Here is a 25785-nt window from a genome sequence, read left to right as displayed (position 1 = left end):
CTGTGCGGCTGCGCTTATTTGGCCGGGTGGGCGATCGGACGGACTGCGCCGTCGAAGTTCGGTGCGCGGCGGGTCAACATCGCGGTCATTCCTTCGAGGAAATCGGCAGCGGTGAGCAGTTCGACCTGGCCGGTCTTCTCCCTGGCCAGCGCGTCATCGAGGTGGGCGAGGGTCGCCGCGTTGATCGCCGCCTTGGTCAGTTGCAGTGCGCGCCGTGGGCCCGCCGCGAGCTGGGCGGCCGCGGCATCGACCTGGGCGCTGAGCTCTTCGGCGGGCAGGCTGCGGGTGATCAGCCCCGCCGCGGCGGCCTCGGCGGCCGGCAACCGCGCACCGAGCAGCGCCAGTTCGGCGGCCCGTACCCGGCCCATCGCGGCGGCGACGACCGCTGTCGCGCCGCCGTCGGGCATCAGACCGATGGAGGTGAACGGCAGCAGCAGATACGCGGTGTCGACGGCATAGATGAGGTCGGCGGCCAGTGCGATCGAGGTGCCGACTCCGGCGGCCGGGCCATTGACCTGTGCGATCACCGGCAGTGGGGAATCGACGATCGCGCGCACCAGGTCATTGGCACGATCCATCACCGTCTCCGGTGCTGCCTCGTTGCCGCCCGCCGCGGCGGCCGCGGCGAGGTCGGCGCCGGTGCAGAACGCCTTGCCCGCGCCGGTCAGCACGATCACCCTGACCTCGGGGCGTGTCTGGGCCGCGTTGATCGTCTCGCCGAGTTCGCTCATCGTGTCGAGGTCGATCGCGTTCATCCGCGCCTGGCGGTCGATCGTGAGTCGCAGGATCCCGTGCTCTTCGTGGATCAGCAGGTTCTCGCTCATCGGGCCACCGCCTCGACGATCGAGCCCGCCAGCCGGCCCGCGATCAATGCCTCGGCTTCGCGCACGATCGTCGTGACCAGCTCGGCGCAGGTGGGGATGTCGTGGATCAAGCCCTGGCACTGACCGACGCTCCAGATGCCCGCATCCAGGTCGCCTTCCTCGTAGACCTTGCGGCCTCTTGCGCCCGCCACCAGCTCGCGCACATCCTCGAAAGTGCCACCGCCGCGCTCGATCTCGACCACTTGGCGACTGACGGCATTGTCGGCGACCCGGGCCGTATTGTTCAGCGTCCGGAAGATCAGCTTGGTGTCGAGCTCGGTATTGGTGACGATCTGCTCCTTCACGGCGTGCGCGATCGGGGATTCGACCGTGCACAGGAACCGGGTGCCCATGTTCACCCCGTCGGCACCCAGTGCCATCGCCGCGACCAGGCCGCGCGCGTCCGCGATGCCACCGGAGGCGAGCATCGGGATCTCGAGCTCGCGCGCCGCGGCGGGGATGAGCACCAGCCCCGGCGTGTCGTTCTCGCCGGGATGACCGGCGCATTCGAAGCCATCGATACTCACCGCGTCGACGCCGACCTGCTGGGCCTTGAGCGCGTGTTTGACGCTGGTGCACTTGTGCAGCACCTTGATCCCCGCGTCCTTGAGATAGGGCAGGTGGGTGGCCGGGTTGCCACCCGCGATCTCCACGATCGGCACGCCGGCGTCGATGATCGCCTGGCGGTACTCCGCGTACGGCGGCGGCGTGATCGACGGCAGGATCGTCAGGTTCACGCCGAACGGCTTGTCGGTGAGATCCCTGGTACGGGCGATCTCCTCCCGCAAGGCCTGCGGTGTGGGCTGGGTGAGACCGGTGATGATGCCGAGGCCGCCCGCCTCCGAGACCGCGGCCGCGAGTTCGGCCCGGCCTACCCACATCATTCCGCCCTGCACGATCGGGTGCTCGACACCGAAGGCCTCGGTGAATCGGGTGCGCAACATCGCGCCCTCCGTCCGGTTTCGACGTTCTCGTCCGCTGCTACGCAACCACAGTGGCTCTTTGCAACCGGCGAGAATCATGATTAACTTAGCGAGAATTGGGATTAACTTAACGGCCGCTGAGGTGGACTGTCAACAGTGTGCGCAAGTCCGCGTCGTGCTACTCGAAGGATGGTCGAAGATGACCGAAACGCCCACTACCACACCCCTTTCTGCGACAATGCTGACGACTGTCGACGCCGTTTCCGGCGAGCCGGTCGGCAGCTGGCAGATCGACGACGCCGCGGCGGTCGCCGCCGCCGTCGAGCGGGCCCGCTCGGCCGCGCAGCCATGGCGTGAACTCGGGTTCGCCGAGCGGAAACGGGCATTACGACGGTGGGCCGCGCAGATCGTCAACAATGTCGACGAGTTCTGCGCCCTGATCAGCGCCGAGAACGGCAAGCCCGCCGAAGACGCCTACCTCGAGGTGATCACCGCCGTCGAACACCTGAACTGGGCAGCCGAGAACGCGCACAAGGTCTTGAAACCCAAGACGGTGTGGCCGGGGCTGATGATGGCCAATGTCGAGGCGGTGATCGAACAGCGTCCACACGGGGTGGTCGGGGTGATCGGCCCGTGGAACTACCCCGTGTACACGCCCAACGGGTCCATCGCCTACGCGCTGGCTGCGGGCAACACCGTGGTGTTCAAGCCCAGCGAGCTCACCACCGGGATCGGGCACTGGTTCGTCGACGCGTTCGCGAAGGCCAACCCCACGCTGCCGCTCGGGATTCTGAGTGTCGTCACCGGTCCCGGCGACACCGGCCGCGCGCTGGTGGAGTCCGGTGTCGACATGATCGCGTTCACCGGGTCGACCGCCACCGGCAAACGGATCATGGCGGCCGCGGCCGAACGGCTCACGCCCGTGGTGCTGGAATGCGGTGGCAAGGACGCGGCGATCGTCGCCGAGGATGCCGATCTCGCGGCCGCCGCCGACGCGATCGTGTGGTCGGCGATGGCGAACTCCGGCCAGACCTGTGTCGGCACGGAACGCTGCTATGTGGTCGACTCCGTGCTCGACCCGTTCCTGGCCGAGGTCACCGCGCGGGTTCGCGAACTCACGCCGGGGCGGTCCTACGGCCCGATGACGCTGCCGAGCCAGGTCGACGTGGTCGCCGAACATGTCGACGACGCGCTCGCTCAGGGTGCGACCGCCGTCTTCGGTGGATCCGACTCGATCAAGGCACCGTTCGTGAGCCCGATCGTGCTGCTCGACGTCCCCGAGGATTCGACCGCGGTGCGCGAGGAGACCTTCGGGCCGACGCTGACCGTGCGCGGTGTCCGCGATGTCGAGGAAGCGATCCGGCTCACCAACGCCTCGCGCTACGGACTGGCCTCCTCGGTGTTCTCCCGCAAACGTGGCATGGAGATCGCCCGCGCGCTGCGGGCAGGTGCCACCTCGGTGAACAGCCCCGCCTCCTACGCGGCGATCCCCGCGCTGCCGTTCGGCGGGGTGGGGGAGTCCGGCATCGGCCGCATCCACGGCGCCGCGGGCCTGCTCGGGTTCACCCGCCCACATTCCATCGCACGCCAGCGCTTCGCGATTCCCGGCATGGCATTGCAGTCGTTCGCTCGCACCGAATCGACCATGTCGCTGATCCGCAAGCTCACCGCCCGCCGATTCGGGCGCGCCAAGTAACTCCACCCACTGACGACAAGGACGAGGAAACAACAGTATGGGCGTCGAATTCAGCTCCGAACACAAGGATTTCGCCGCGGCCGTCGCCGCGTTCGCCAAGCGCGAAGCGGGCACCCGCGAACAGCGCGACGCGCTCACCGCCAACGACACCGAACAGCACAATCCGGATGTCTACGCGAAAATGGCCGAGCTCGGCTGGCTCGGTCTGACGGTGCCGGAGGAATACGGCGGTTCGGCGGCCACGATGGTCGACATGTGCATTCTCCTGGAAGAATCACTGCGCGGCATGCTGCCGATCGGGGCGATCGGGCCGACCCTCATCACCGGCGGCGCCTACGCCAAATTCGGCACCGAAGCGCAGAAGGACAATGTGCTGCGCGGCATCGTTCGCGGTGCGTCCCAGTCGATTTCGATGTCGGAGCCTGAGGCGGGCTCGGATGTGGGCAACCTGTCGACCAAAGCGGTGAAGACCGCCGACGGCTGGCTGATCAACGGCCAGAAGACCTGGTGTTCCAACGCCCATATCTCCGAGAACATCCTGCTCGTTGCCCGCACCTCGAAAGACGGCGGAAAACACGAGGGGCTCACCATGTTCCACGTACCCGCGGGCACCCCCGGTCTGCAGATCACGCCGATCGAGCTGATGGGCAACCAGAAGGAGACCAACGACCTCTACTTCACCGACTGTCTGCTCCCCGAAGACGCGGTGGTGGGCGAGGAAGGAAACGGCTGGCGTCAATTGATGACCGGCCTCAACTTCGAGCGACTCATCCTCGCCGCGATGAGCTTGGGCGCCGCCGAACGCGCTTTCGAGGACACCATTCAATTCGTCACTCAGCGTAAGCAATTCGGTCGCCCGGTCGGCACCTTCCAGTCTCTGCGGCACCGCCTGGCCGACCTCGCCACCGAGATCGAATGCACCAAGCTGCTGATCTACAGCGTGGCGCGCGAGGCCGATGCCAACCCGAACAAGATGCTGGCCAGGGAGGCGTCGATGGCCAAGCTCAAGGCCACCGAAACCGGCAAGCGGGTGGCGCTGGAAGGCATGCAGATGATGGGCGGCTACGGCTACGCCCGCGAATTCGACATGGAAAAGCACGTCCGAGGGGCCCTGGTCTCCACCATCTTCGGCGGCACCAGCGAGATCCAGCGCGACATCATCGGCCGGACCCTCGGACTCTGACAGCGGCTGACCAAACCGCGGGAAGGGGCAGACCGAACCTCTCTTCATGCCTCACGCACGGTCGTGGGGTGATCCGTACTACGAGAGGTTTCCCATAGTGAGAAGAACACGGCGATCGATCCGTACGGCGACAGCGCACAGTGCGCTGGTGGGCGCGTTGGCCTTCGCAGGGCTGGCGCTACCCACCGGTGTCGCTGCCGCCGAGCCCGAGACCGCCCGTGTGGTCTCGGCAGACGACATCGACGGCGGGCGCCAGCTGGTGACCGTCTTCTCCCCGGCGATGAACAAGCCGATCCCGTTGCAGGTCATCCGGGCCGCCGACACCGAGAACCCGCGACCGACGATGTATCTGCTCAATGGTTCCCAAGGCGGCCCGAATGAGAGCGGATGGGACGCGCAGACCGATGCCGTGGAGTTCCTCAGCGGCAAGGACGTCAATGTCGTGTCCCCGGTCGGGGGTGCCAGCTCCTACTACACCGACTGGGTGCGCGACGACGCCGTGCTCGGCCGCAACAAATGGCAGACGTTCCTCAATGAGGAGTTGCCGTCGGTGATCGAGGGATTCCTCCGGGCCGACGGCAACCGCACCATCGTCGGTGTGTCGATGAGTGGCACCTCGGTGCTGAACCTGGCGATCGCCAAGCCGGGCTTCTGGAACAGCGTGGCCTCCTACAGCGGTTGCGCGCAGACTTCGGACCCCATCGGCCAGGAATTCGTTCGGATCACGGTCGAGAACTGGGGTGGCGGGCAGAGCATCGAGAACATGTGGGGGCCGCGCAACGGCCCGCTGTGGCGAGCCAATGATCCGCTCGTCAACGCGGAGAAGCTGCGCGGCACCGAGGTCTACCTGAGCACCGGCACCGGCGTCCCCGGCGCACCCCACGACACGCCCGCCGATAAACGCGTCCAGGAGGGCAGGATCCCCCTCCCGGTCCAGATCGCCCTCGGTGGCCCCATCGAAGCGGCGGTGCACTTCTGCACGATGAACCTCGCCAACCGCCTGCGCGAGCTGAACATTCCGGTCACGCTGGACGAACGACCCGTAGGCACCCACTCGTGGGGTTACTGGGAGGACGACCTGAAAACATCATGGCCGTTCCTGGCGCAGTCGGTCGGCAGCCGGACGAACTGAGTCCATCGCAGGGCAACTGCGACAACGAGTCCCGATGACCAGCTCCGCGGTCATCGGGACTTCGTTTCTGTGCCGTCGCAGGTCAGCGCACTGTCACCACCCGGGAATGCCGTCCGGTGGCACCATCGGGGAACGGTGTGGTCCGCACGTCGGTCTGCACCGTGCCGGTGGCATCGACGGCGCGCACTCGCAGCGAGTGAGTTCCGGGGGAGGCGTTCCACACCCAGGTCCATTGGCGCCAGGTGTCGATGGAGTACGCGGCGGCAAGCGTGGCCTGCTGCCAGGGGCCGTCATCGACCTGGACCTCCACGGCGGTGATACCGCGGCCCTGTGCCCAGGCGACTCCGGCGACGGTCACCGGTCCGGCGGGCAGCTTCGCGAACGCGGCGGGGACATCGATCCGGGACGCGGTCTTGATGGGCGCACGGTCGGCCCAGCCGCGTTCGGTCCAGTACGCCGCGGCGCGGTCGAAGCGGGTGAGTTCGAGGTCGACCACCCATTTGGTGGCCGAGACGTAGCCGTAGAGGCCGGGCACGATCATCCGTGCCGGGTAGCCGTTGGCCACGGGTAAGGCGTCGCCGTTCATCGCGACGGCGAGCAGCGCGTCAGGGTTGTCGAGGATGGCGGCCAACGGGGTGCTCGCGGTGAATCCGTCGATACTGCGGGACAGAACCATGTCGGCATCGCGAGCCGGGCCGGCTTCCCGCAGCAGATCAGCGAGGCGGTAGCCCGTCCAGGTCGCGGTTCCGGCGAGGCCGCCGCCGACTTCGTTCGAGACGCAGGTGAGCGTGATGAGTGATTCGACGGCCTGCCGGGCGCTCAATTCGTCGAAGTCGAGCCGGATTTCGCGGTCCACCATCCCGTGGATGCGCAGACGCCACCGGTCGCGGGTCAGCGACGGAAGCTGCAACGCGGTGTCGATGCGATAGAAATCCGCTGCCGGAGTGATGAATCGGGTCAAACCGGGAACCGAGAGATCCATCTCGGGAGTGACCGGCGGGATGGGATCGGCCACCCGCGGAAGGACGAAAGCCGCTCGGTCGGCGCCGATATCGCGCAGTCGCTGACCGATGACCCGCCCCGCGGTGCCCGCCGCCGCGGCACCGGCAACCACTACTCCCAGCGCCAGCAGGAACCCGCGACGGGTGGGCCCTGCCTGCCGACCGGCATCGGCCGGAACGAGGAAGAGCGCGCACAGCGCCGCGATCCCCGCACACGTACCGACTACGGCGGGGATGGCGAACAACGGTGTGGCGGTCGGCCTGGACAGCGCCAGCACCGCCACGACCAGGCCGAGACCGCCCAGGCAGCAAGCTCCCAGCGCGAGCTTGCGGCGGGTCACCTGGCCGATCAGTGCGGCCGCCGCCACCATGACCACACCCATCGTGATGGCCAGCGCCAGTTTGTCGTTCGTGCCGAACCAGCGAATGGCATTGTCCTTGAGCCACTTCGGCGTCCGGTCGACCACCGTCGCGCCGAGTACGAAGAACGGCGAGGACGTCGGATCGAGGAAGGCGGCCACGAGGTGTCCGACCCCGAGGACGACGGCGGCGGCCGCCGTAGTCGCGGCGGCCGCCGCCGTGCGGCTCATCGGCCGATGCGTGAACCCGATGCGGCGAATCATGCTGTCACTCCTGAGGTATCGAGTGTCGGCATGACCCGCCGGGGCGGGTCAGCCGACAGTCAAGCTGACGATTATCGGCGGGGTAGGCGCCGGCGAGCCACCGGCGGGTTCGACGGTCATCGCGAGGGTGTCGGCGGCATCGACTGCGGTGACGATCGAGACCGAACCATCCAGCACCGACACGGACTTCGGTGTGCCCGCGGGCGGCACCAACCACAGCTGGTACGTGCGGTTGGCGGGCAGGGTGGGCAAATCGCTGAACGACACCGCGGCGGCGCCGAGCTCCTTCGACTGGGACACTGTCATCGACCCGCCGCCGGGGACGGTGACCGAGGACTCCCGGCTGTCAGGCTGGTCGAGCACCTGTTGCGCGGTGACCGCTTTCGACCCCTCATCCGCGCGTTCGATCACCGCCGCGATGCCGACCCCGGCGCCGACAGCCACGATCGCCGCCGCCGCGACGGTCAACCACCGCACATGCCAGCTCCGGCCGAGAGCGCCGCGGCGCGCGAGTGGATGCCTGCGCGAATCGTGTTGATCCAAGGCCAGCATCAGCGCGGATTCCAGTCGCGCGGGTGGTGGCACCGAGTCGAACACGGTCAGCGCCGCGATGGTCTCCTGAATGCGGCGCACGGCGGCGTGGAACTCCTCCGCGTGGTCGGGTCCGGCCGCGACGAGCCATTCGTCGAGAGCGTGCCGCTGCTGTTGGTCCAGCGCGTCCAGTGCGTACGGGTAGGCCTCATCCATCCATGACCAAGGGGTCCGCCGATCTGTCTCGCTCATCGGAAATTCCCTCCGGTCAAACAATTTTCGAGTCTCTTCAAGCCGTCTCTGATCCGGCTCTTCACCGTCGGCAACGGCACTGCCAAGGTCTCGGAGACCTCGACATAGGTGCGCCCGCTGTAGTAAGCCAGCGCCACCGCCTCGCGTTGCAGTTCGGTCATGGTCTCCAGGCAATCCAGCACCGACTGTTCGTCGAGGCGCTGGATCACCTCCTCGGACACGATGTCGTGGTCGCAGCCGAGGTGAGCATGGCCGAAGACGAGGTCGCGGCTGGTGGCCGATTGCTCGGCTCGCACCCGGTCGACCGCGCGCCGATGGGTCAGCATCAGCAGCCAGCCGATCGGGCTGGCCTTGGTGGCGTCGTAGTCCGGCGCCAGCGACCAGACCTGCAGGAACACCTCTTGGGCGATGTCCTCGGCGGCGCCGTGGTTGCGCACCACCCGCAGCGCGAGACCGAACACCCGGGGGCTGGTGGCACGGTAGAACTCGGCGAACGCCGCACGATCACCGGCCGCGACGTCGCCGAGCAGTGTTACCAGCCGGGCCTGGGCGGCATGGTCGGGCTTGGCACCCGCCGGGCAAGCGGTCGCCGGATCGGCGACCGCTCGCAGGCGGATCGGTGAGGAGCCCGGCCGGTTCGTCATCGTGTGCTTCCTGCTCGCATCGGCATGAGAAGGACTTCGGCCAGCCCATACGTTCGGATGGGCGCCGCCGAGATATTTCTCGTCCGATCCTACGAGCCTCAGCGGCGCCATCATCGCCGACATCAGGCTGCAGGCGGCATGAGCACGCTGTCGATCATGTACACGGTGGCATTGGCCGTGCCGACGCCACCACAGATCACGTTCGCGTCGCCGACCTTGATGCTGTTGCCCGCACCGCTGACCGTGACATCAGCGCCTTCGACTGTCTTGTGCGTGCCCGCGATGGACTGCGGGGCGATCTGGCCGGGAACCACGTGGTAGGTGAGGATCTTGGTCAGCGTGGCGGAGTCGGTCTTCAGCGACTCGATGGTGGCCGGATCGATTTTCGCGAAGGCGGAGTCGACGGGCGCGAAGACGGTGAACTGGCCGCCGTTGAGGGTGTCGACCAGGTTGACCTGGGGGTTGAGCTTGCCCGAGACCGCCGCCACGAGGGTGGTGAGCATCGGGTTGTTGGACGCGGCGGTGGCCACCGGGTCCTGTGCCATTCCGCTGACCGAGCCGGGACCGCTGGGAACCTGGGCGGCGTATTCCGCGCACCCCGGACCGACCAGGCCCGAAGCGGCGGCAGCGCCGGAGGTGGTGGGCGCCGAGGTCATCGGCGCGGAGGAGGTGGGTGCGGTGGTGCTCGAGTCGTCGTCGGAACAGGCAGAGGCGCCGAGCACCGAGCCGAGGAGTACTGCCGCCATGAGGGCACTGCGCATCGATCGCATGGTCTTTCGTCACTTCCGTCGAGGCGGCACGGACGCCGCACTGGTTTGGACGCAACGGAGTTCGGCTGGCTCACCTCCTCGGATGGCTGCCGATCTGATCGGATTTGCGCGCGGCCTCCTCGGCCCGAGGAGTCAGGACTTCGTGGCGACGACGAGAATGTTCTTACCGAAGACCTTGCCGGTGACGACCTGCATGACCTTGCTGAGCGGGAACAGGACTCGATCGTAGAATTTCAGCGCTCGGGTGTTGATCGTGCCGTCGTCGCTGCCGATGATCTTGTAGGCCAAGGTGGCGAAGAAGCCGATCGGGTCGCAGTAGCGCGACTCCACGATCTCCAGCCCGGCATTGCGCAGAATGCGCTCGAGCTGGGTCCGGCGGTAACGCCGGTAGTGCCCGACCTTCGTGTCCATCGACGTGAACAGCATCTCGAGCGCGGGCACATAGATCACCAGCGTCCCGCCCGGCCGCAACAGTGAGGTGAGGTGTTCCGAGGCTTCCTGGTCGTTCTTGATGTGCTCGAAAACGTTGAAAGAATATATGAGACTGTACATTTCGGAATCGGAGGGCTCGGCGTCGCAATCGACGACCTTGTAGCCCTTCGACAGCAGCAATTTCTGCAACTCGGCGTCGGGTTCGAGACAATCCGGGACGATCCGCCGCTCGGCCAACATGTCGGCATAGGTGCCCCGACCAGCACCGAAGTCGAGGATGCGCAGGTCCGGCGACGCGACATGTTTATCCACGCAGTCGATCAGAAACTTGTTGTAATTGACCGCTTCGGTCATCGCCTCCAGGTTGTCGCACCCGGTGTACGCGAATTCGCTGCTGGTCACGCTTGATCCCCTCAATTCATCGATGGGCGGCAATGGCGGCCAGCGTAGTCCGACTACATTGCGGTGCCACGACATCGGGAATAATGACCGCGCCGCGCGCGCCGATCCAGTACGGACCGTGCGCGCGTCAGCAGGGCAGCGGACGACCGAGGGTGATGGTCTGCAGCAGCCGGATCACGGTGTCCTGCGGGCAGATTCCGTCATCGCCGAAGGTCCGGCCGAGGTCGACCACCAGGCTGAACGCCGCGTGCACGAGGATTCTGGCCTCGCCGATCGACAGCTCCGGCCTGGCCTGCGCCACGAGTTTGGCCCATTCGGTGATGATCAACTGCTGCAGGTGGCGCAGGGTTACCTGATCGGCGGGGTCGACATGGGTGAATTCGGCGTAGTAGACGAAGGTCAGCGCCCGCTCGTCGAAGGACCCGGTGACATAGAGGTCGATCAGTGTCCCCAGCGCCTCGGCGGGGGTATCGGCGGCGGTCACCGCGGGGGTGATCGCCCCGGACACCCGGTCGGCCGCGCGCCGGAACGCCGCGGCGAGCAGGTCGCTCTTGCTGCGGTAGTAGCGATATACAGCCGAGGCAGCCGACAAGTCCGCCGCGACGGCGATGTCTTCCATACTGACGTTCGGATAGCCACGCTCGTGGAACAGCTCCACCGCCTTGCGCAGCAAGAGTTCATGTTTGAACGGCTCCGGCCGCTCGGTGGCCCGCCGAACCAGCGCGGCACTTCGCTCACCCGACAGATCGGCGTCGATCAATGCCCAGGCGGTCGCTTTGAGCAGCGGGGCAAGCGCTTTCGCTGAGACGGTCGCGTGATGGTCGCCGATGCTGCTGATCACCGCGTACAGCGAAACGGTGCGGACCACGCGGTCGTAGCCGTCGAGTTCGGGGTGCACGTCATGGATGAGGCCACGCACCGCGGCGATCGCGGTGGTGAACTGTGCGGTGAACTCGGTGAAGTCGGCGGGCTCGAGGTAGCGGCGCTCCCACCGGGCCAGCGCGACGGTCGGGCGGTTGGCGATGGTGAGCGCGATGATCGCGTCCAGAACGTGATCGAGGCGCTGGCGCGGTGACCAGTCGGCAGCGTCGTCGGGGAGTTCGACGGCACTGCGCGCCAGCCCCGACAACCGCAGTAGTTCCTCCCGGAACAGCGCGTATTTGCTCGGAAAATGGCGGTAGAGGGCGGTGGAACTGATCTCGAGCCTGCGGGCGATGTCGTCCATGCTGACGCCGTGGTAGCCGTGCGCGCCGAACGCGGCCGCCGATTCCGCCGCGATCTGCGCACGCCGGTTCTTCGGCCTGCGCTTGACCACCCGTGGTGGCGCGTCCGCCGTCGATTGTGCCGCGTGTTCGTTCGTCGTCCTGCCCATCTCGTCTGTCATGTTATCGCCCGGTAACCGCGGGCTAGCTCACCGGATTCGCTCACTGGGCAGGCGCGGTCGGCGTCGGGGAATTCACCTTCTCGACGAGCCACCGGCCGTTGTCGGCGCGCAGGCTCAGCACCATCGACAGCTGGCCGGGCTTGGGTTTGTGCTGGGTTCCCAGGCTGGTGATGGTCTGGCGGATCACCACGATCGCCTCGGCCGAGTCCGCGTCGGCGGTGCGGATCGCGCACTGGGTGTCGGTGACCTCCGAGGTGACTTCGCCCTGGGTGAGCACCTCGCGCAACTCGGTGCTGGTCGACTCGAACTGCTTCTTCCAGTCGCCGGTCGAGCCGTCGAGCACCGCTGCGAAGTACTCGTCGAGCTGCAAGCTGTCGTAGTCGGCCAGCACCGGCCCGTAGTGGCAGGCGGCCTCGCGTGCCTGTTCCTGGGCTCGCAGGAGGTCCTTGTTCTGCTGGTTCTGCACGAAGAAGACGACCGAGGTTGCCAGCGAGGCGCACAGGACCACAGCCACACCGACGCACGCGACGACAGCGGCCGTGCGTCCCCGCAACCACGACTCCTCGCGGTCGGCGGTCGCAGCCGATTCCGTAGCCGGTGGTTCGGCGGTCGGCGTCGTCTCGGGAGCCGGGTCCGCCGTGGTCGCGCCGGAATCGGTGATCGGTTCGTTCGAGTCTTTGTCGTCGCTGGTCATGCTGGAACTCCTCAACGTGGTGCGGGGACGGCGGGCTGGGACAGTTCGTTGCCGGTGACGCCGGGGGGCGGCCCCGCGCCGTTGTCGGGCCCCGGCGGCCTCGGCGCATTGGCCGAACCACGCACCTGCAGGGCCGGATTGGCGGTGACGCAATAGTTGTAGAGACGCACCCTGGTGTCGGTGGTCTCGGTCGTCGGCACCACCGGGACGGTGTCGTATTCACACGTCGGCCGTGGCCACGGGTCGATGAGGGTGAAGAAGCCGCCGTCGTGTGCCGGAACGCCGATCGCATCGGCGAAGCGGCTCAGCGACGGGAACAGCGCCTCGAGTGCCGGTTGCCGGAGTTTGGCGGCCTTGGTGATGGCGACGAAGTTCGTCACCAGATCGGTGATCGGATCGTGGGTGCGCGAGACGAACCCGCCCAACGTCGCCAACTGACCCGGGCCCTGTTCCAGGAGGTGCCGTACCTCGGCGTCGGCGGCGGTGAACTGCCGGAACAGGGCTGTGCCCGACGCGGTGAGCGTGCTGAGGTCCGGTTGCGCGTGCGAGGTCGTTTCCGCGATGACCTCGAGATTGCGCAGCAACTGCTGAGTCTGTGGCAGTAGCTCGGTGAGCCCGGCCATCGCCCTGCTGATCCCGGAGATCATGTTGCGCAACCGATCCGGGCCCCCGGCGAGCGCCTTGTCGAGTTCGTCGACGATCACCGTGAGCCGTTCGGGATTCATGCCGCCGACCAGACCGCTCATGTTCGCCAGCACCGATTGCATCGGCACCGGCACCGAGGTCTGCGCGCGCTCGACGACCGAACCGTCGCGCAGATAGGGCCCGCTCTCGGAGACGGGACGGAAGTCCAGGTACTGCTCGCCCGCCGCGGACAACCGGTTGACGGCGACCGTGCCACCGACCGGAATCCTTGTGCCCCCGTCGATCTCGGCCACCGCCGCGACGCCGTCACCGGACACGCGAACCGCGCCGACCCGGCCGACCCGCCAGCCACGGAAGGTGACATCGCTGCCGGCGGTCAATCCGCCGGAGGTAGCCAGCTCCACGGTCACCACATAGTGCGAACGGCTCGGATCGATCCGCAGCACCGCGCCGCCCAGATAGAGGCTGCCGAGGACGAGCACGACCACGAGCCCGGCATTGGCGACGGCGACCCGCCTGCGCACCAGCCATTGCCACAGCGGTGAATTCATCGCGGACCCTCCTGCGGTGCGGGTTGCGGGATGCTGGTCACGCGACCGAACACCTTCGCGAGAACCTCGGCGAGACTGCCGATGAACGCGGGCACATCGCCCGCTTCGGGCCAGCGGCTGCCCGACGGGTCGGTGAGTGCGCCGATGTCGAGATAGGACACCGTCGCCGCGACCGCCAGCGTCGGGCCCTGCAGGCTGGCCATCAGCGAGGGATAGAGCGTGTGCAGACCATCGAGGGTGCCGGTGAGGTCGTCGCCCATCAGGGTGAATCCCGACATCAGGTTCTGCACGCTCTGGAACAGGCTCACGAACTGCGGCCCATTGCTGGTGCTGAAGTCGCCGAGCGCGTCCATGGTGACCGCTACTTTGCCGATCAGGTCGACGATCGACTGGTTGTTCTCCGCGACCAGGCCGATCAGCTGCGGAAAGCTGTCGGCGACGGCGCCGAGTTCGGCCTTGCGGCCCGCGAGCTCGGCGGTGAGCACCTGCAAGCCGTGCAGGGTGGCGTCGAGGTCGCCGGTGCGCTGGTTGAGCGCACCGATGACGTCGGTCATCTCGGTGATCAGGTGACGCAGGTGCGGTGCGTGCCCGGCGAAGATCGAATCCAGTTCGGAGGTGATCCGCGCGGCCTGGTTGATGCCGCCACCGTTGATCAGCATCGAGATCGACATCATCAGCTGTTCCACCGAGGCTGCCGAGCCGGTGTGCTCGATGCCGATCGTCTCGCCCGCGCGCAGCGGGGCGCCCGCGTCCGCGTCGGTGGGCAGGGTCATCGCGACGAAGATGTCGCCGAGTGGGGTGGCCTGACGCAGTTCGGCGGTGGTACCGCGCGGCAGCTGGATGTCCTCGCGGATCAGCATTTCGATGTCGGCCAGGAACGACGTGGTCGAAATATCGGTCACGACACCGATATCGGTGCCGCCGATCTTCACCTGGGCGCGGTCGGGCAGGTTCAGTGCGTCGCGGAAAGCGGCGTGCAGGGTATAGCCGGGGCCACCGATACCGGGTTCGGGCATCGGCAGCTCGCGCACGGTGAGCGAGCACGCGGTGCTCGCCGACACGACAACCGCGGCGCAGGCAGCGGCGGAAACGGCTGTGCGCAGGTTCATTTCGTGATTCCCAACAGTGCGGCGGTGAGCCCGAAGTCCGGGCCGAAGTCGGCGATCTTGCCGGTGCGGCAGCCGTCGAGGCGCATCTGGACGCGTTCGCAGAACAGCGACAGTGCCTCGCCGTCGAGCACCGCCTTGTCGAGTAGTCCGTGCAGGCGCAGCGCTTGGCGTTCCCTGCTCATCGCGTTGTCGATGTTGTCGAAGAACATCGGTCCGATGTCGATGATCTCGGTGAGTCCGCGTGCGTTGGCCCGCATCTGGGCGGCGATGGCGACGAACTTGCTGAGCGCGCCCGCCAGCTGATCCTGATTCTGGCCGACTACCGAGGAGGTGTTGGTGACGAAGTCGTCGAGCTGGGTCAGCACGGCCTGCAAACCGGGCGCCTGCGCGCCGAGCAGGGCCAGCAGTTCGGTGATCCGGCCGCTGAAATCGCGGACGGTCTGGTCGTTCTCGGCGATGATCTGGGTGATTTCGTTGAGCCGGATGACCGTGTTCGAGATCTGGTCGGAATTGGCGAAGGTCACCTCGAAGGCCGACGACAGTGCCTCTAGGGTTTCGCGGAGCCGGTCGCCGTTGCCGTCGAGCAGCGGGAACAGCACCCGGCTGGCCATCGGGCCCGCCTCGCTGTCGCCTTTCAGGGCGGCGCCGAGTTGGTCGAAATTCTCCAGGATGCGGTCGAGTTCGACGGGAGTTCTGGTGCGGGACAGGGGAAGATGCGCACCGTCGGCCAGTTCGGGGCCGGACCCGGTATAGGCGGGCGCCAGTTCCACATGCCGGTTGGTGATCAGCTGCGGCGAGATCAGCGCGGCCATCGCGTCGGCCGGGATCCGCACATCGCTGTTCACCGACATCACCACCTCGACGTAGCTGCCACGCGGCGTCACCGATTCCACGACCCCGACCGGAACGCCGAGTACCGACACCTCGTTGCCCACGTAGAGCCCGGCCACGCTCTCGAAATCGGCGCTGATGCGCTTGTTCTCGCCGAAGTACCGGTCGCCGAGACTCGACACACTGCTGGGTAGCAGCGAACAACCCGAGGCGACAACAGCGGCCACGCACAGCGCCGCCAGTTTGATTCTGCTTCTCATCAGTTGCACCCCTGTACGGCCTGCGCGAAGCACAGCCAGTTGTCGGGAAAGACCCACGGTGCCCAGACCTCGCCGTAGGGGCCGTTGCCGACCACGTTGTTGAACTGGCGCAGGGTGACCGGGGCGATCTCGTAGATCCGGTCCAGGTTCTCCTTGTTCTTGGTCAGGCCGTCGGCCATGGTGTCGAGGTTGGCGATCAGCGGACCGAGCTCGCCGTTGTTCTCGATACCCATGTCCTGCAACAGCTTCGACAGCGCCGCGACATTGTCGAGGAGCTGGGTGAGCAGCGTCTGTCTGGTCTGGACCGCGGCGCCGATCGCCTCACCGCGGGTGAGCAGCACGAGCACGCTGTTGCGGTTGTCGGACACGAGCTGGGAAACCTGGTCCATGCTTTTCAGCAGCAGGTCGACTTCGTCACGGCGGGCGTTGATCACCTGGGCGAGTGCGCCGATGCTGTCCAGTGCCTGCACGGCCATCGCGGGGGAGTCACCCATCTGCTTGTCGAGCAGGTCGAGCGCGGTCCGCAGCTTGCTCGGGTCGAGGCGCTCGATCCGTTCGAACGAGGACGTGTACTGCGGGTCCTGGATCACCTTGCTCAGGTTGTAGGGCACCGAGGTGTTCTCGACGGTGATCCGGTTGCCGCTCAGCGGGGTGCCCTTGCCCGGCTTCAGGTCGATGTGGAGCCTGCCGAGAATGGTCGACATCTTGATCGCCGCCTTGGCGTCGGCGCCCAGTCGCAGGTCACGGCGCACGGCAAGGGTCACGTCGACCCGATCGTTGACGAGCTCGACCGCGCGCACCGCCCCGACCTCGATACCGGAGATATCGACGGTGGCACCCGGCCGTAACCCGGCGGCCTGGGCGAACTCCGCGTGAATCGTCTTGTCGCCCAGGCGGAGCTGGGCGAGCAGGCTGGACCCGCCGAGCAGCACCGCCACCGCGAGCACCGCGGCCAGACCGAGGCGCAGGTTGCGGTTGTCGCGCAGGAACGCGAGCTTGCCGATCATCGGCACACCCCCGACTGCGATTCGCCGCCGATCTGGGAGAACAACCCCGGCGGCAATACCACGTTCCACAGCGAGACGTCGAGTCGGCAGATGTAGGCGTTGCCGTAGGCGCCGTAGCTGGTGAACCGGGCGACACCGTTGAGGAAGTCGGGAAGTTCCACGGCGGCGCGGTCGAGCGCGGCACCGTTGTAGAGCAGCATCATCACGCCCTCGGTGGCGGTGCGCTGCGCCTCGCCCATGCCTGGTTTCACCTGGCCGATGAGCGTGACCAGGGAGTCGGTGGCGCCTGCCACCCGGTCGACGGAGCTCTTCAACGTCTGTCCTTCCGCGTAGAGCCCGTCCATCAGGCTGCGGGTCTGGGTGATCAGGGTTTCCAGTTCGCCGCTGCGGTTGGCCAGACCCGACATCACCGCGCTGAGGTTGCCGAGCACGTCGCCGAGGATCTCGTCGCGCTGGCCGAAGGTGTTCGCCAGTTCGGCGGCCTGGGTGATCAAGGCGGACAGGGAAACCTCATTGCCCTGTAGTGCCTGGATGAGGGTTTCCGACAGCGAATTGATCTGGTCGGGTTGCAGCACACTGAACAGCGGTTCGAATCCCGACAGCAATGAGGACACGTCGAAGGACGGCTCGGTGCGGGTGAGCGGAATCTGTGCCCCCGGCGGCACGGTCACGCCGGCGTCCTTGCCCGCGGCCAGGGCGACATAGCGCTGGCCGATCAGATTCTGGTAGCGGACAAGCGCTTTCGTCGTATCGGTGAGGTGCTGGCGCGCCTCGATCCGGAAGTCGACGCGGGCGGTGTAGTCGTCGGTGAAATCGATCTTGTCGATGCGGCCGACCCGGACACCGGCCATCCGGACGTCATCACCCACGCGCAGCCCGAGCACATCGGTGAACAGTGCCGAGTAGCTGTGGGTACTGCCCGGCACGCTGCGCTGCAGTGTCGACCAGACGGTATAGGTGAGTGTGACCGTGAGGGCGACGAACAAGCTGAACCCGATGAGCGCTTTCGTCGATTTCATTGCGCGGCACTTTCGGTGTCGGGGACGAGGGGGACGTTGCCCAGGATCGAACCGAGCAGCAGCAGCTGGGTCACCGTGGGCCGCCCGCCGACCAGTGCCGCCACCGCGTCATATCCCCGCAGTGAGATCGGTGTCGCCGCACCGGCATTCGGCAGCGGTGCGGCGGCCGGTGCGGTGATTCCGGGGATGGCGGGCAGCCCGGGAATCGACGGTAGTCCCGGAATCGCGGGCAGGCCGGGGATCGTGGGTGCGATGGGTAGGCCGCCGCCGATGCCGGGAATTTCCACCGTCGGTGCGGGACCGGCCGCCTCGACGCGTCGCGGGAGCTGCTGGGCCGGATACTCCTGTGGCGGTGCGACGTCCGGCACTGTCGGCCCACCGCAGCGCGGCCCGGACATGTCGCCGTAGCGCGGACAATCCGCCGCGGTGTACTGCTGGAACGGAGTGAACGAGACGTCCATCTTCCACACCATCTGCTTGCGCGGCCCGAAGTGGAACACCTGCTGCAGCTTGTGCAGCGAGACATTGAGATTAGCCGCGGCCGACTGCAGGGCGGCGGGATCCTTGGCCAACGCGCCGAACACCGTGTCGAGCCCTGCCGCCAGGTCCTTGCCCGAATTCGGGTTGGCGGCGAACAAGCTGTTCACCGCTTCGACGGTGGAGTTGCCCTCGGTGAGCAGCGCGACCAGCTGGGTGCGGTGCTCGTTGAGGGTGTTCGCGGCGGTCAGCGAATCGCCGAGCATGCCGACCAGCTCGGGCGCGGACTGGCTCAACGCCATCGACGCACGGCCGAGATTGCCGAGCAGACCGCCGATCTCGGGAATCCGGTGCACCTCGGTGAGCCAGGTATCGAGGCGCTCGATGGTGGAGCCGGGCACGCGCGCGCCACCGTCGAGCGCGGCGGCCAGCGTCGCCAGCACCCGGCCGAGTTTCTCCGGCTGGATGGTGGTGAGCACGTCGCGCAGGGTGTTGAGCGTGGTTTGCAACTGAATGGTCGCCGAGCTGGTGTCCTCGCGGATGGTGGCGCCCGCACGCAGCGTGGCGGCGGCCGCGCCGTTGTCGACCAGCTGGATCGAGGTGACACCGAAGATGTTGTCGGGGATCACCCGCGCGGTGACGGTATCCGGAATCGTCGCGGCGATACCGGGTTTCAGCTCGAGGGTGGCGTGCTGGAGCCTGCCCTTGGCGACCATGTCGACAGCTGAGACCGCTCCCACGATCATTCCCCGGTACTTGACGTCGGCGCGCTGGGGTAGGCCGTCGCCGGTGCTGGTCAGTTCGGCGCCGACCACCACCGTGTTTTCGAACTCGCCGTTGTAGCGCAGCGCGAGCAGGTACAGCGCGACCGCGAAAGTGAGGGCCACGGCCAGGCCCGCGAGGGTGAGCTGGAGCGGTTTGGGCCCGCGGCCACTGGGATCGAGCATCATCGAGGCGACCTATCCCGAGATCCGGAATCCGGGGTCGATGCCCCAGATAGCAAGGGTGAGAAAGAGATTGGTGAACACCATCACGACGATGACCATCTTGATCGCACGTCCGGCCGCCACTCCGACACCTTCGGGACCGCCGGAGGCGGTGTACCCGTAGTAGCACTGGATGAAAGTGGCGATCAGCACGAAGATCACGACCTTGAGCACCGAGAAGAACACGTCGCCGCCCAGCAGGAACTGGAAGAAGTAGTGGTCGTAGGTGCCCGCGGTGGTACCGCCGAGGAACAGCACCGACAGCTTGGTCGCCACATAGGCGACCGCGAGGCCGAGGGTGTAGAGAGGGACGATGGTCAGCGTGGCCGCGATCATCCGGGTGGTGACCAGGTAGGGCAGCGGGCGGATCGCGATGGATTCGAGCGCGTCGATCTCCTCCGAGATCCGCATCGAGCCGAGCTGGGCGGTGAACCGGCAGCCGGACTGGATGGCGAACGCCAGGGTGCCCAGGATCGGCGCGATTTCGCGGGTGGTGGCGAAACCGGAGATGGCGCCGGTGAGTGGGCCCATGGTCAACAGGTTGAGCGCGGTATAGGACTCCACGCCGACGGTGATGCCGCCGAACGCGCACAGCACCACTACGACACCGACGGTGCCGCCGCCCACGATCAGCGAGCCGTTGCCCCACCCGACATCGGCGACCAGGCGCGCGACTTCCTTGCGGTAGTGCCGCAGCGCGAACGGAATCGCGAACAGCGCCTGGAAGAACACGATGGCCTGATGTCCGACCCGTTGGTTGACTCGCACAGGCGCTTTCGCCGCCGCACCGACCACGCGCACCGGCCGCAGCACGGGCGGGATGTATTCGGCTGCCATCTCAGACCACCTTCGACGGGAAGAAGGTGTTGTACAGCTGGGTGACGATGATGTTGGTGGCGAACAGCATCAGCGCCGAGGACACCACCGCCGAATTGACCGAGTTCGCGACCCCGCCCGGTCCGCCTTTGGTGTGTAATCCGATGTCGCAGGCGATGATCGCGGTGAGCACGCCGAAGATGGCCGCCTTGACCAGCGCGACGATCAGGTCGTTGGCTACCGCGAACGAGGCGAACGAGCCGATGAACGACCCCGGTGTGCCGTGCTGGGCGTAGACGTTGAACAAGTACGCGGTCGCGAAGCCGACGAACACGATGAACCCACACAGCAGCATGCTGACCAGCACGGCGGCGGCCAGTCGCGGCGCGACGAGCCTGCGCACCGGATCCACCCCCATCACCCGCATCGCGTCGATCTCCTCCCGGATGGTGCGCGAACCCAGGTCGGCGCAGATGGCCGAACCCACCGCGCCCGCGATCATCAGCGAGGTGACCAGTGGCGCACCCTGGCGGATGATGCCGAGCCCGGCCACCGCGCCGATGAAGGTGGTGGCACCGACCTGATTCACCAGGGCGCCGACCTGGATCGAGACCACTACCGCGACCGGGATCGCGACGAAGACGGTCGGCAGGGCCGAGACGTTCGCCATGAACGCGCACTGCTTGATGAACTCCTGGAACGGGAATCGCCGTTGCGCGATGGAGAGGAACAGCTGCGCGATCGTGGCCCTGGCGAGCAGAACCTGCCTGCCCAGTGTCTCGATCGACTGCTGCGGGTGCCGTCGCCAGAGCCCGGTGGCACTGTCGACAATCTTGTCGAGTTCCGACGGTTCGGTAGCGGGTCGCGTCATACGCTCAGCCAATGTTCGAGTAGGACCAGGAGTGCGCCGACCGCGGCCACGCCGAGGACGAGCACGCAGAGCAGCGCGATCCACATGCCCACGCGGAGAACGGGATTGACCTGTGTCCGCCCGCCCAGGATCTTGACGACGATCACCACGATGTCGATGAACCAGACCAGCGCCATCATCAGGTCATCGTCACGTTCGCGAAGGTGAGCACCGGCCAGCACACGATGGACCCGAGGAACGATATGACCAGGTCGACGCCGTGAAGGTCGCGGAGGTGACCGGTATGGGTGAGTGTCCAGACGACCCCGACGAGACCGTAGGGGATGCCGATGATGATGAGCGTGCCGAGGTATTCCGACACCTTCATCTCGTAACTGAGAAACCTGTCCAGCCGTCGCAACATGGCGATACCGGTGTTCCTTCCTTCACGAACCGGTCGGTGACGATGGCTGGTGGCCGATGTCGTTGACGGTCCGATGATGTTGCCGACAATTCTTGTCTGATCTGATGATGTTTCCGACAATTCTTCAAAGATGAGCGATGAGGCGACTGTGATCAGCGGATAGCCACCCTGCATGCCAGTGATAAGTTACTACCAATTCTCCCCGATGAGTCAAGAATGGTGATTAACATAGTCTCGGAAGGGGCGCCGACGGTCGGCGACTGTGCAGGAGGTTCGTGATGTCCGCGGTCATCGTTGATGTGGTTCGTACGCCGTCGGGCCGGGGCAAGCCCGGCGGTGGGCTGTCATCCGTGCACCCGGCCACGCTGCTGGCAGGCGTGCTGGCGGAACTGGTCGTGCGCACCGGGATCGATCCGGTCCTCGTCGACGACGTGATCGGCGGCTGCGTCACCCAGAGCGGGGAACAGGCCAACAACATCAGCAGGACCGCTGTACTGGCTGCCGGATTCCCGGAATCGGTCCCGGCCACCACGGTTGACCGGCAGTGCGGGTCGAGCCAGCAGGCCGTGCATTTCGCCGCCCAGGGCGTGCTCGCGGGCGCCTATGACGTGGCGATCGCCTGTGGGGTCGAGTCGATGAGCCGTGCGCCGATGTTCTCCAACACCCAGGGCAAGGACTCGCTGCGCGGTCCGCTCGCCGCCCGCTATCCGGCCGGGCTGATCGGGCAGGGGATCGCCGCGGAAATCCTCGCTGCCCGATGGAAATTGGATCGCACGGCGCTGGACGAGTTCGCCGCGCGATCGCACCGGCTCGCGGCGGCCACCGCGGCCGTGGGCGGGTTCGACGCCGAGTTGATGGCGTCCGGTGAACTCACCGCCGACGAGACGATCCGCGCCGCTACCACCGTCGACGGATTGGCCGGCCTGCGTCCGGCCTTCACCGATCCCGCTGTGCTGGACAGGTTTCCGGAGATCGACTGGTCGGTCACCGCGGGCAATTCCTCACCGCTGACCGACGGCGCGTCGGCGGCACTCATCATGAGCGAAGCCATGGCGGCGAAGCTGGGGCTCACCCCCCGCGCCCGCTTCCACTCCTTCGCCGTCGTCGGCGACGATCCCACGCTCATGCTCACCGCTGTCATCCCGGCGACCCGCAAGGCGCTCGAGCGGGTCTCGCTCACGGTCGACGACATCGACACCTTCGAGGTGAACGAGGCTTTCGCCCCCGTTCCCCTCGTCTGGCAACACGAACTCCACGCCGACCCGGCCCGGGTCAATCCGCGCGGCGGCGCGATCGCACTGGGTCACCCGCTCGGTGCTTCCGGCACTCGACTGCTCGCCACGATGGTCAACCACCTCGAACAAACCGGTGGTCGCTACGGGCTGCAAACGATGTGCGAGGCAGGCGGATTGGCGAACGCGACAATCATCGAACGGATGTGAGCACGATGACCATGGACTCCGTGGCGCCCGATCACGCGCTGACCCTCGACCGCGTGCGCCTCCACATTCCCGACACCTACCGATCCCCCCGCAAACGCCCCGCCCAACTCGCCGACGCCTTGGACTTCTGGATGTTCGCCGGTGCGGCCGCGAACGTCGCGATGCAATTCGCGCACCAGGGTGTCGCGGCCGGGGTGATGGAGAGCAAGGTGGAATCCGGTGCGCTGATGGTGCATCCGTGGAAGCGGCTGCGCACCACCTCCGCCTACCTCGCGGTCGCCGTGCTCGGCACCGACGAGGACAAATTGGCGATGCGGGAGGCGGTGAACGTCGCGCACCGCCAGGTCAGGTCAGGGCCGGACTCGAAAGTGAAGTACAACGCCTTCGACCGGAACCTGCAGATGTATGTGGCGGCGGCGATCTACATCGGTTTCGAGGACACCCATCAGCTGCTGCACGGCAAGATGACCCCCGACGAGCTCGAGGCGTTCTTCCAGGGCGCGGACACTTTCGGCACCACCCTCCAGGTCCACCCCGACATGTGGCCGAAGACGCGCGCGGAATTCGACGAGTACTGGCTCGGGGCCTGCGAACACGTCGTGTGCGATGACGAATTCCGCGCCTACATCGACGATCTGCTCCACTTGCGGATGATCCACTGGTCGGTGCGCGTGACGTTCGGCAGCCTCCTGCAGTTCCTGACCGCCGGCTTTCTCCCGCCGCATTTCCGCGACCAGATGGCGATCGAATGGACCGATTCCGACCAGCGCCGCTTCGAGCACCTGTTCCTGTTCGTCGGCTTCGTCAACCGCTTCATCCCGAAGTTCATCAGGTTCGCGGGCACCAATGCGATGATCCGCGATGTGCGTCGCCGAATCCGGAAACAGAAGGCGCTCATCTGATTCGGGAGCCGGTGGTGCCGAGCGCGGCGGCGGTGAGGCAAGCGAGGGCGGCGGTGATCCAGAGGGGAGTGTAGGAGCCGTTGATGTCGCGGATCAGGCCGCCGGTGAGAGCCATCGCGCCCGCGCCGAGTTGGTGGAAGACGCTGATCCAGCCGAAGGTGAGCGCGCTGTCGGTGCCGAAGTAGTGGCGGCACAGGGTCAGTGTCGGTGGCACTGTTGCGACGTCGAGGATGCCGAACACCACGGCGAAGACGACGAGGTCGGGGGACCATCCGCTGGTGAACAAGACCGGAAGGACGGCGAGCGAGAGGCCCCGGCCGAGGAAGAACACGGCAAGGAGCAGCCGTGGTTCGATCCGGTCGGTGAGCCAACCCGCGGAGACGGTGCCGAGAATGTTGGTGACGCCGATGATGGCCAGCAGGCCCGACGCGGCGGTGGCGGCCATCCCGTGATCGTGCGCGGCGGGTGTGAAGTGGCTCCACATCAGGCCGTTCGTGGTCGCCCCGCACAGCGCGAACATCGTGGCCAGGACCCAGAATCGGGTGTCGCGCAAGGCGCGCAGCAGAGCGGTGATCGTGCGGGCGAACGGATTGATCCGGCGATCGGTGTCGACCGGTTCGGCGTCCGGATCCGCGCCGTAGCGGATGGTGCCGACCGCGGCGGGGCTTTCGCGCAGGAAAAGCAGAACGCCGAGCAGCGCCACCGTGGCCAGGGCGCCGCACGCGAGCACGGGTGCGCGCCAGTCGGCCCGTTCGAGCAGCACCGACAGCAGGGGCAGCATCGCGAACTGTCCGAATACGCTTGCCGCGGTGAGTAATCCGGTGGCGAGACCGATCTTGCGGTAGAACCACCGGTTCGCCACGGTCGCGGCGAACACCGTGGTGATCGACCCGGTCCCGACACCGATGGCGAGGCCGAACCACAGCACGAACCAGAACACCGACGGGGTGACGAGCGCGGTGAGAACCGAACTCGCGATCAGCGCGATCAGCGCGTACGAGGTGACACGGCGGATGCCGTAGCGGTCCATCATGGCCGCCGCGAACGGCCCGACCACCCCGTAGAGCACCATGTTCACCGCCACCGCGGCACCGATGCCGGTGCGACTCCACCCCTTCGTCTCGACCAGCGGTTCGGTGATCAGGCCCGCGATCGTGGCGAAGCTTCCCGCCGCGATGAGCGCGAGGGCGGCCACGGCCACGATCGTCCACGCCGGATGAAAACGGGGCACCCGCCGGATCACGCGCTGCTCGATATCGACTTCGGAAATACTCACCGGAATCCTTCGCGTTGCTCGACGTCCTTATCCTCGTTTCTATCAACCACCGGTCAGGATCAACAGTATGCACAATCTTGTCCATATGGACGAAGCGGATACCATCGAGCGTATGGCTACCGAGGACGAAGTCCGTGCACCGATCGTGCGAGCGATGCGAAGCTGCCCCGTCGAAGTGAGCATCGCCGTGCTCGGCGGCGCCTGGAAGATGACAATCGTCAAATACCTCCTCGACGAGCCCCTGCGCTACGGCGAATTGCGCCGCAAGGTCGGCGAGGTGACTCCCCGCGTACTCACCCGCCAGTTGCGCGAGCTGGAACAAGACGGCATCGTCAGCAGACACGCCTTCCCCGAAGTCCCACCACGCGTGGAGTATTCGCTCACCTCGACCGGGAAAGCATTGCGCGGCTTCGTCACCGAGTTGAACCAGTGGGGTGCGGAATACGTCGAGAGTCTGGCCGAATCCTTGCCTACTCCGAGCCGCGGATCCGCTTCAACCGAATCAGCGTCACCGGGCACATGAACCTCGCCGCGGGGACAGTTCGGTATCAACAGCGGGCGGCCGAGGGTGCCTTGGGGTTCGTGGTGGTGAACGGTGAGGGTACGGCGGCGGACATGGTTGATCGTGCGAAGCCAGTGTTCGGAATCGCGCTGAGCGCG

Annotated in this window: 26 protein-coding genes; 6 read left to right on the top strand and 20 right to left on the bottom strand. The window is 66.6% G+C overall.

The annotated features are described in order from the left end of the window. Window positions 1-14 precede the first annotated feature (14 nt). Together ACFXKN_RS06455 and ACFXKN_RS06450 are read right to left on the bottom strand one after the other, a co-directional pair. The gene (locus tag ACFXKN_RS06455; protein ID WP_379432561.1) at window positions 15-824 is read right to left on the bottom strand and encodes an enoyl-CoA hydratase-related protein; all 810 of its coding nucleotides are present in this window, start codon (window positions 822-824) and stop codon (window positions 15-17) included. Beyond that, window positions 821-1807, bottom strand: a complete 987-nt coding sequence (locus tag ACFXKN_RS06450; protein ID WP_378950523.1) for an NAD(P)H-dependent flavin oxidoreductase — start codon at window positions 1805-1807, stop codon at window positions 821-823. The genes ACFXKN_RS06455 and ACFXKN_RS06450 overlap by 4 nt, the downstream gene beginning before the upstream one ends. A gap of 178 nt (window positions 1808-1985) precedes the next feature. On the opposite strand from ACFXKN_RS06450, the gene ACFXKN_RS06445 reads away from it, so the two are divergent. From ACFXKN_RS06445 to ACFXKN_RS06435, 3 genes are all read left to right on the top strand, one after another. Beyond that, the gene (locus ACFXKN_RS06445; protein WP_379432560.1) at window positions 1986-3482 is read left to right on the top strand and encodes an aldehyde dehydrogenase family protein; all 1497 of its coding nucleotides are present in this window, start codon (window positions 1986-1988) and stop codon (window positions 3480-3482) included. 37 nt (window positions 3483-3519) lie between these two features. Next, window positions 3520-4665, top strand: a complete 1146-nt coding sequence (locus ACFXKN_RS06440) for an acyl-CoA dehydrogenase family protein (RefSeq protein WP_379432559.1) — start codon at window positions 3520-3522, stop codon at window positions 4663-4665. A 157-nt stretch (window positions 4666-4822) separates the two neighbouring features. Further along, window positions 4823-5797 (top strand): alpha/beta hydrolase, encoded by a 975-nt coding sequence (locus ACFXKN_RS06435; protein WP_379432647.1) that lies wholly within the window; start codon window positions 4823-4825, stop codon window positions 5795-5797. Window positions 5798-5879: 82 nt separating this feature from the next. Here the strand turns inward: ACFXKN_RS06435 and ACFXKN_RS06430 are convergent, their stop codons facing one another. From ACFXKN_RS06430 to ACFXKN_RS06350, 17 genes are all read right to left on the bottom strand, one after another. Next, window positions 5880-7421: a molybdopterin-dependent oxidoreductase gene (locus tag ACFXKN_RS06430; protein WP_379432558.1), complete on the bottom strand. Its 1542-nt coding sequence runs from the start codon at window positions 7419-7421 to the stop codon at window positions 5880-5882. Window positions 7422-7469: 48 nt separating this feature from the next. Beyond that, the gene (locus ACFXKN_RS06425; protein WP_379432557.1) at window positions 7470-8204 is read right to left on the bottom strand and encodes an anti-sigma factor domain-containing protein; all 735 of its coding nucleotides are present in this window, start codon (window positions 8202-8204) and stop codon (window positions 7470-7472) included. Then, window positions 8201-8848, bottom strand: a complete 648-nt coding sequence (gene sigK, locus ACFXKN_RS06420; RefSeq protein WP_378950508.1) for an ECF RNA polymerase sigma factor SigK — start codon at window positions 8846-8848, stop codon at window positions 8201-8203. The genes ACFXKN_RS06425 and sigK overlap by 4 nt, the downstream gene beginning before the upstream one ends. Before the next feature lie 122 nt (window positions 8849-8970). Further along, entirely contained in the window at window positions 8971-9618 is a 648-nt protein-coding gene (locus tag ACFXKN_RS06415) for a fasciclin domain-containing protein (protein WP_378950505.1), read from the bottom strand. A gap of 132 nt (window positions 9619-9750) precedes the next feature. Continuing rightward, window positions 9751-10452 (bottom strand): class I SAM-dependent methyltransferase, encoded by a 702-nt coding sequence (locus ACFXKN_RS06410; RefSeq protein WP_378950502.1) that lies wholly within the window; start codon window positions 10450-10452, stop codon window positions 9751-9753. A 127-nt stretch (window positions 10453-10579) separates the two neighbouring features. Then, window positions 10580-11836, bottom strand: coding sequence for a TetR/AcrR family transcriptional regulator (locus tag ACFXKN_RS06405; RefSeq protein ID WP_378950499.1), 1257 nt, complete (start codon window positions 11834-11836; stop codon window positions 10580-10582). Window positions 11837-11876: 40 nt separating this feature from the next. Further along, the gene (locus tag ACFXKN_RS06400) at window positions 11877-12530 is read right to left on the bottom strand and encodes a hypothetical protein (protein WP_378950496.1); all 654 of its coding nucleotides are present in this window, start codon (window positions 12528-12530) and stop codon (window positions 11877-11879) included. Between the two features lie 11 nt (window positions 12531-12541). Next, window positions 12542-13726: an MCE family protein gene (locus ACFXKN_RS06395; protein WP_379432556.1), complete on the bottom strand. Its 1185-nt coding sequence runs from the start codon at window positions 13724-13726 to the stop codon at window positions 12542-12544. Further along, window positions 13723-14835 (bottom strand): MCE family protein, encoded by a 1113-nt coding sequence (locus ACFXKN_RS06390; RefSeq protein WP_378950490.1) that lies wholly within the window; start codon window positions 14833-14835, stop codon window positions 13723-13725. The genes ACFXKN_RS06395 and ACFXKN_RS06390 overlap by 4 nt, the downstream gene beginning before the upstream one ends. Further along, on the bottom strand, window positions 14832-15926 hold the full coding sequence (locus tag ACFXKN_RS06385; protein WP_378950487.1) for an MCE family protein: 1095 nt from the start codon (window positions 15924-15926) through the stop codon (window positions 14832-14834). Before ACFXKN_RS06385 ends, ACFXKN_RS06390 begins: the two co-directional genes overlap by 4 nt. Continuing rightward, complete coding sequence (locus ACFXKN_RS06380) at window positions 15926-16933, bottom strand: MCE family protein (RefSeq protein WP_378950484.1); 1008 nt, start codon at window positions 16931-16933, stop codon at window positions 15926-15928. The genes ACFXKN_RS06385 and ACFXKN_RS06380 overlap by 1 nt, the downstream gene beginning before the upstream one ends. Beyond that, on the bottom strand, window positions 16930-17952 hold the full coding sequence (locus ACFXKN_RS06375; protein WP_378950481.1) for an MlaD family protein: 1023 nt from the start codon (window positions 17950-17952) through the stop codon (window positions 16930-16932). Before ACFXKN_RS06375 ends, ACFXKN_RS06380 begins: the two co-directional genes overlap by 4 nt. Beyond that, a complete protein-coding gene (locus tag ACFXKN_RS06370; protein ID WP_378950478.1) occupies window positions 17949-19379 on the bottom strand; it encodes an MCE family protein in 1431 nt (476 codons plus the stop codon). The genes ACFXKN_RS06375 and ACFXKN_RS06370 overlap by 4 nt, the downstream gene beginning before the upstream one ends. A gap of 9 nt (window positions 19380-19388) precedes the next feature. Then, complete coding sequence (locus tag ACFXKN_RS06365; RefSeq protein WP_378950475.1) at window positions 19389-20252, bottom strand: ABC transporter permease; 864 nt, start codon at window positions 20250-20252, stop codon at window positions 19389-19391. 1 nt (window position 20253) lies between these two features. Continuing rightward, complete coding sequence (locus tag ACFXKN_RS06360; protein WP_378950472.1) at window positions 20254-21102, bottom strand: MlaE family ABC transporter permease; 849 nt, start codon at window positions 21100-21102, stop codon at window positions 20254-20256. Continuing rightward, window positions 21099-21281, bottom strand: coding sequence for a hypothetical protein (locus ACFXKN_RS06355; RefSeq protein WP_378950469.1), 183 nt, complete (start codon window positions 21279-21281; stop codon window positions 21099-21101). The genes ACFXKN_RS06360 and ACFXKN_RS06355 overlap by 4 nt, the downstream gene beginning before the upstream one ends. Next, entirely contained in the window at window positions 21281-21505 is a 225-nt protein-coding gene (locus tag ACFXKN_RS06350; protein ID WP_378950937.1) for a hypothetical protein, read from the bottom strand. The genes ACFXKN_RS06355 and ACFXKN_RS06350 overlap by 1 nt, the downstream gene beginning before the upstream one ends. A gap of 275 nt (window positions 21506-21780) precedes the next feature. Here ACFXKN_RS06350 and ACFXKN_RS06345 point away from each other — a divergent pair, with 275 nt between their 5' ends. Then, a complete protein-coding gene (locus tag ACFXKN_RS06345) occupies window positions 21781-22947 on the top strand; it encodes a thiolase family protein (RefSeq protein WP_378950466.1) in 1167 nt (388 codons plus the stop codon). 5 nt (window positions 22948-22952) lie between these two features. Beyond that, window positions 22953-23849 (top strand): oxygenase MpaB family protein, encoded by an 897-nt coding sequence (locus ACFXKN_RS06340; RefSeq protein ID WP_378950463.1) that lies wholly within the window; start codon window positions 22953-22955, stop codon window positions 23847-23849. On the opposite strand, the gene ACFXKN_RS06335 is transcribed toward ACFXKN_RS06340, so the two are convergent. Beyond that, on the bottom strand, window positions 23842-25125 hold the full coding sequence (locus tag ACFXKN_RS06335) for an MFS transporter (RefSeq protein ID WP_378950460.1): 1284 nt from the start codon (window positions 25123-25125) through the stop codon (window positions 23842-23844). The genes ACFXKN_RS06340 and ACFXKN_RS06335 overlap by 8 nt on opposite strands. Before the next feature lie 112 nt (window positions 25126-25237). Here ACFXKN_RS06335 and ACFXKN_RS06330 point away from each other — a divergent pair, with 112 nt between their 5' ends. Next, the gene (locus tag ACFXKN_RS06330; protein WP_378950456.1) at window positions 25238-25648 is read left to right on the top strand and encodes a winged helix-turn-helix transcriptional regulator; all 411 of its coding nucleotides are present in this window, start codon (window positions 25238-25240) and stop codon (window positions 25646-25648) included. The last annotated feature ends 137 nt before the right edge of the window (window positions 25649-25785 follow it).

Origin of the sequence: Nocardia sp. NPDC059195 (assembly GCF_042754695.1) — a bacterium.
GTDB lineage: Bacteria > Actinomycetota > Actinomycetes > Mycobacteriales > Mycobacteriaceae > Nocardia.
Note: the sequence above shows the minus strand (reverse complement) of the source record. Positions and strands in the feature narration are given on the sequence as shown.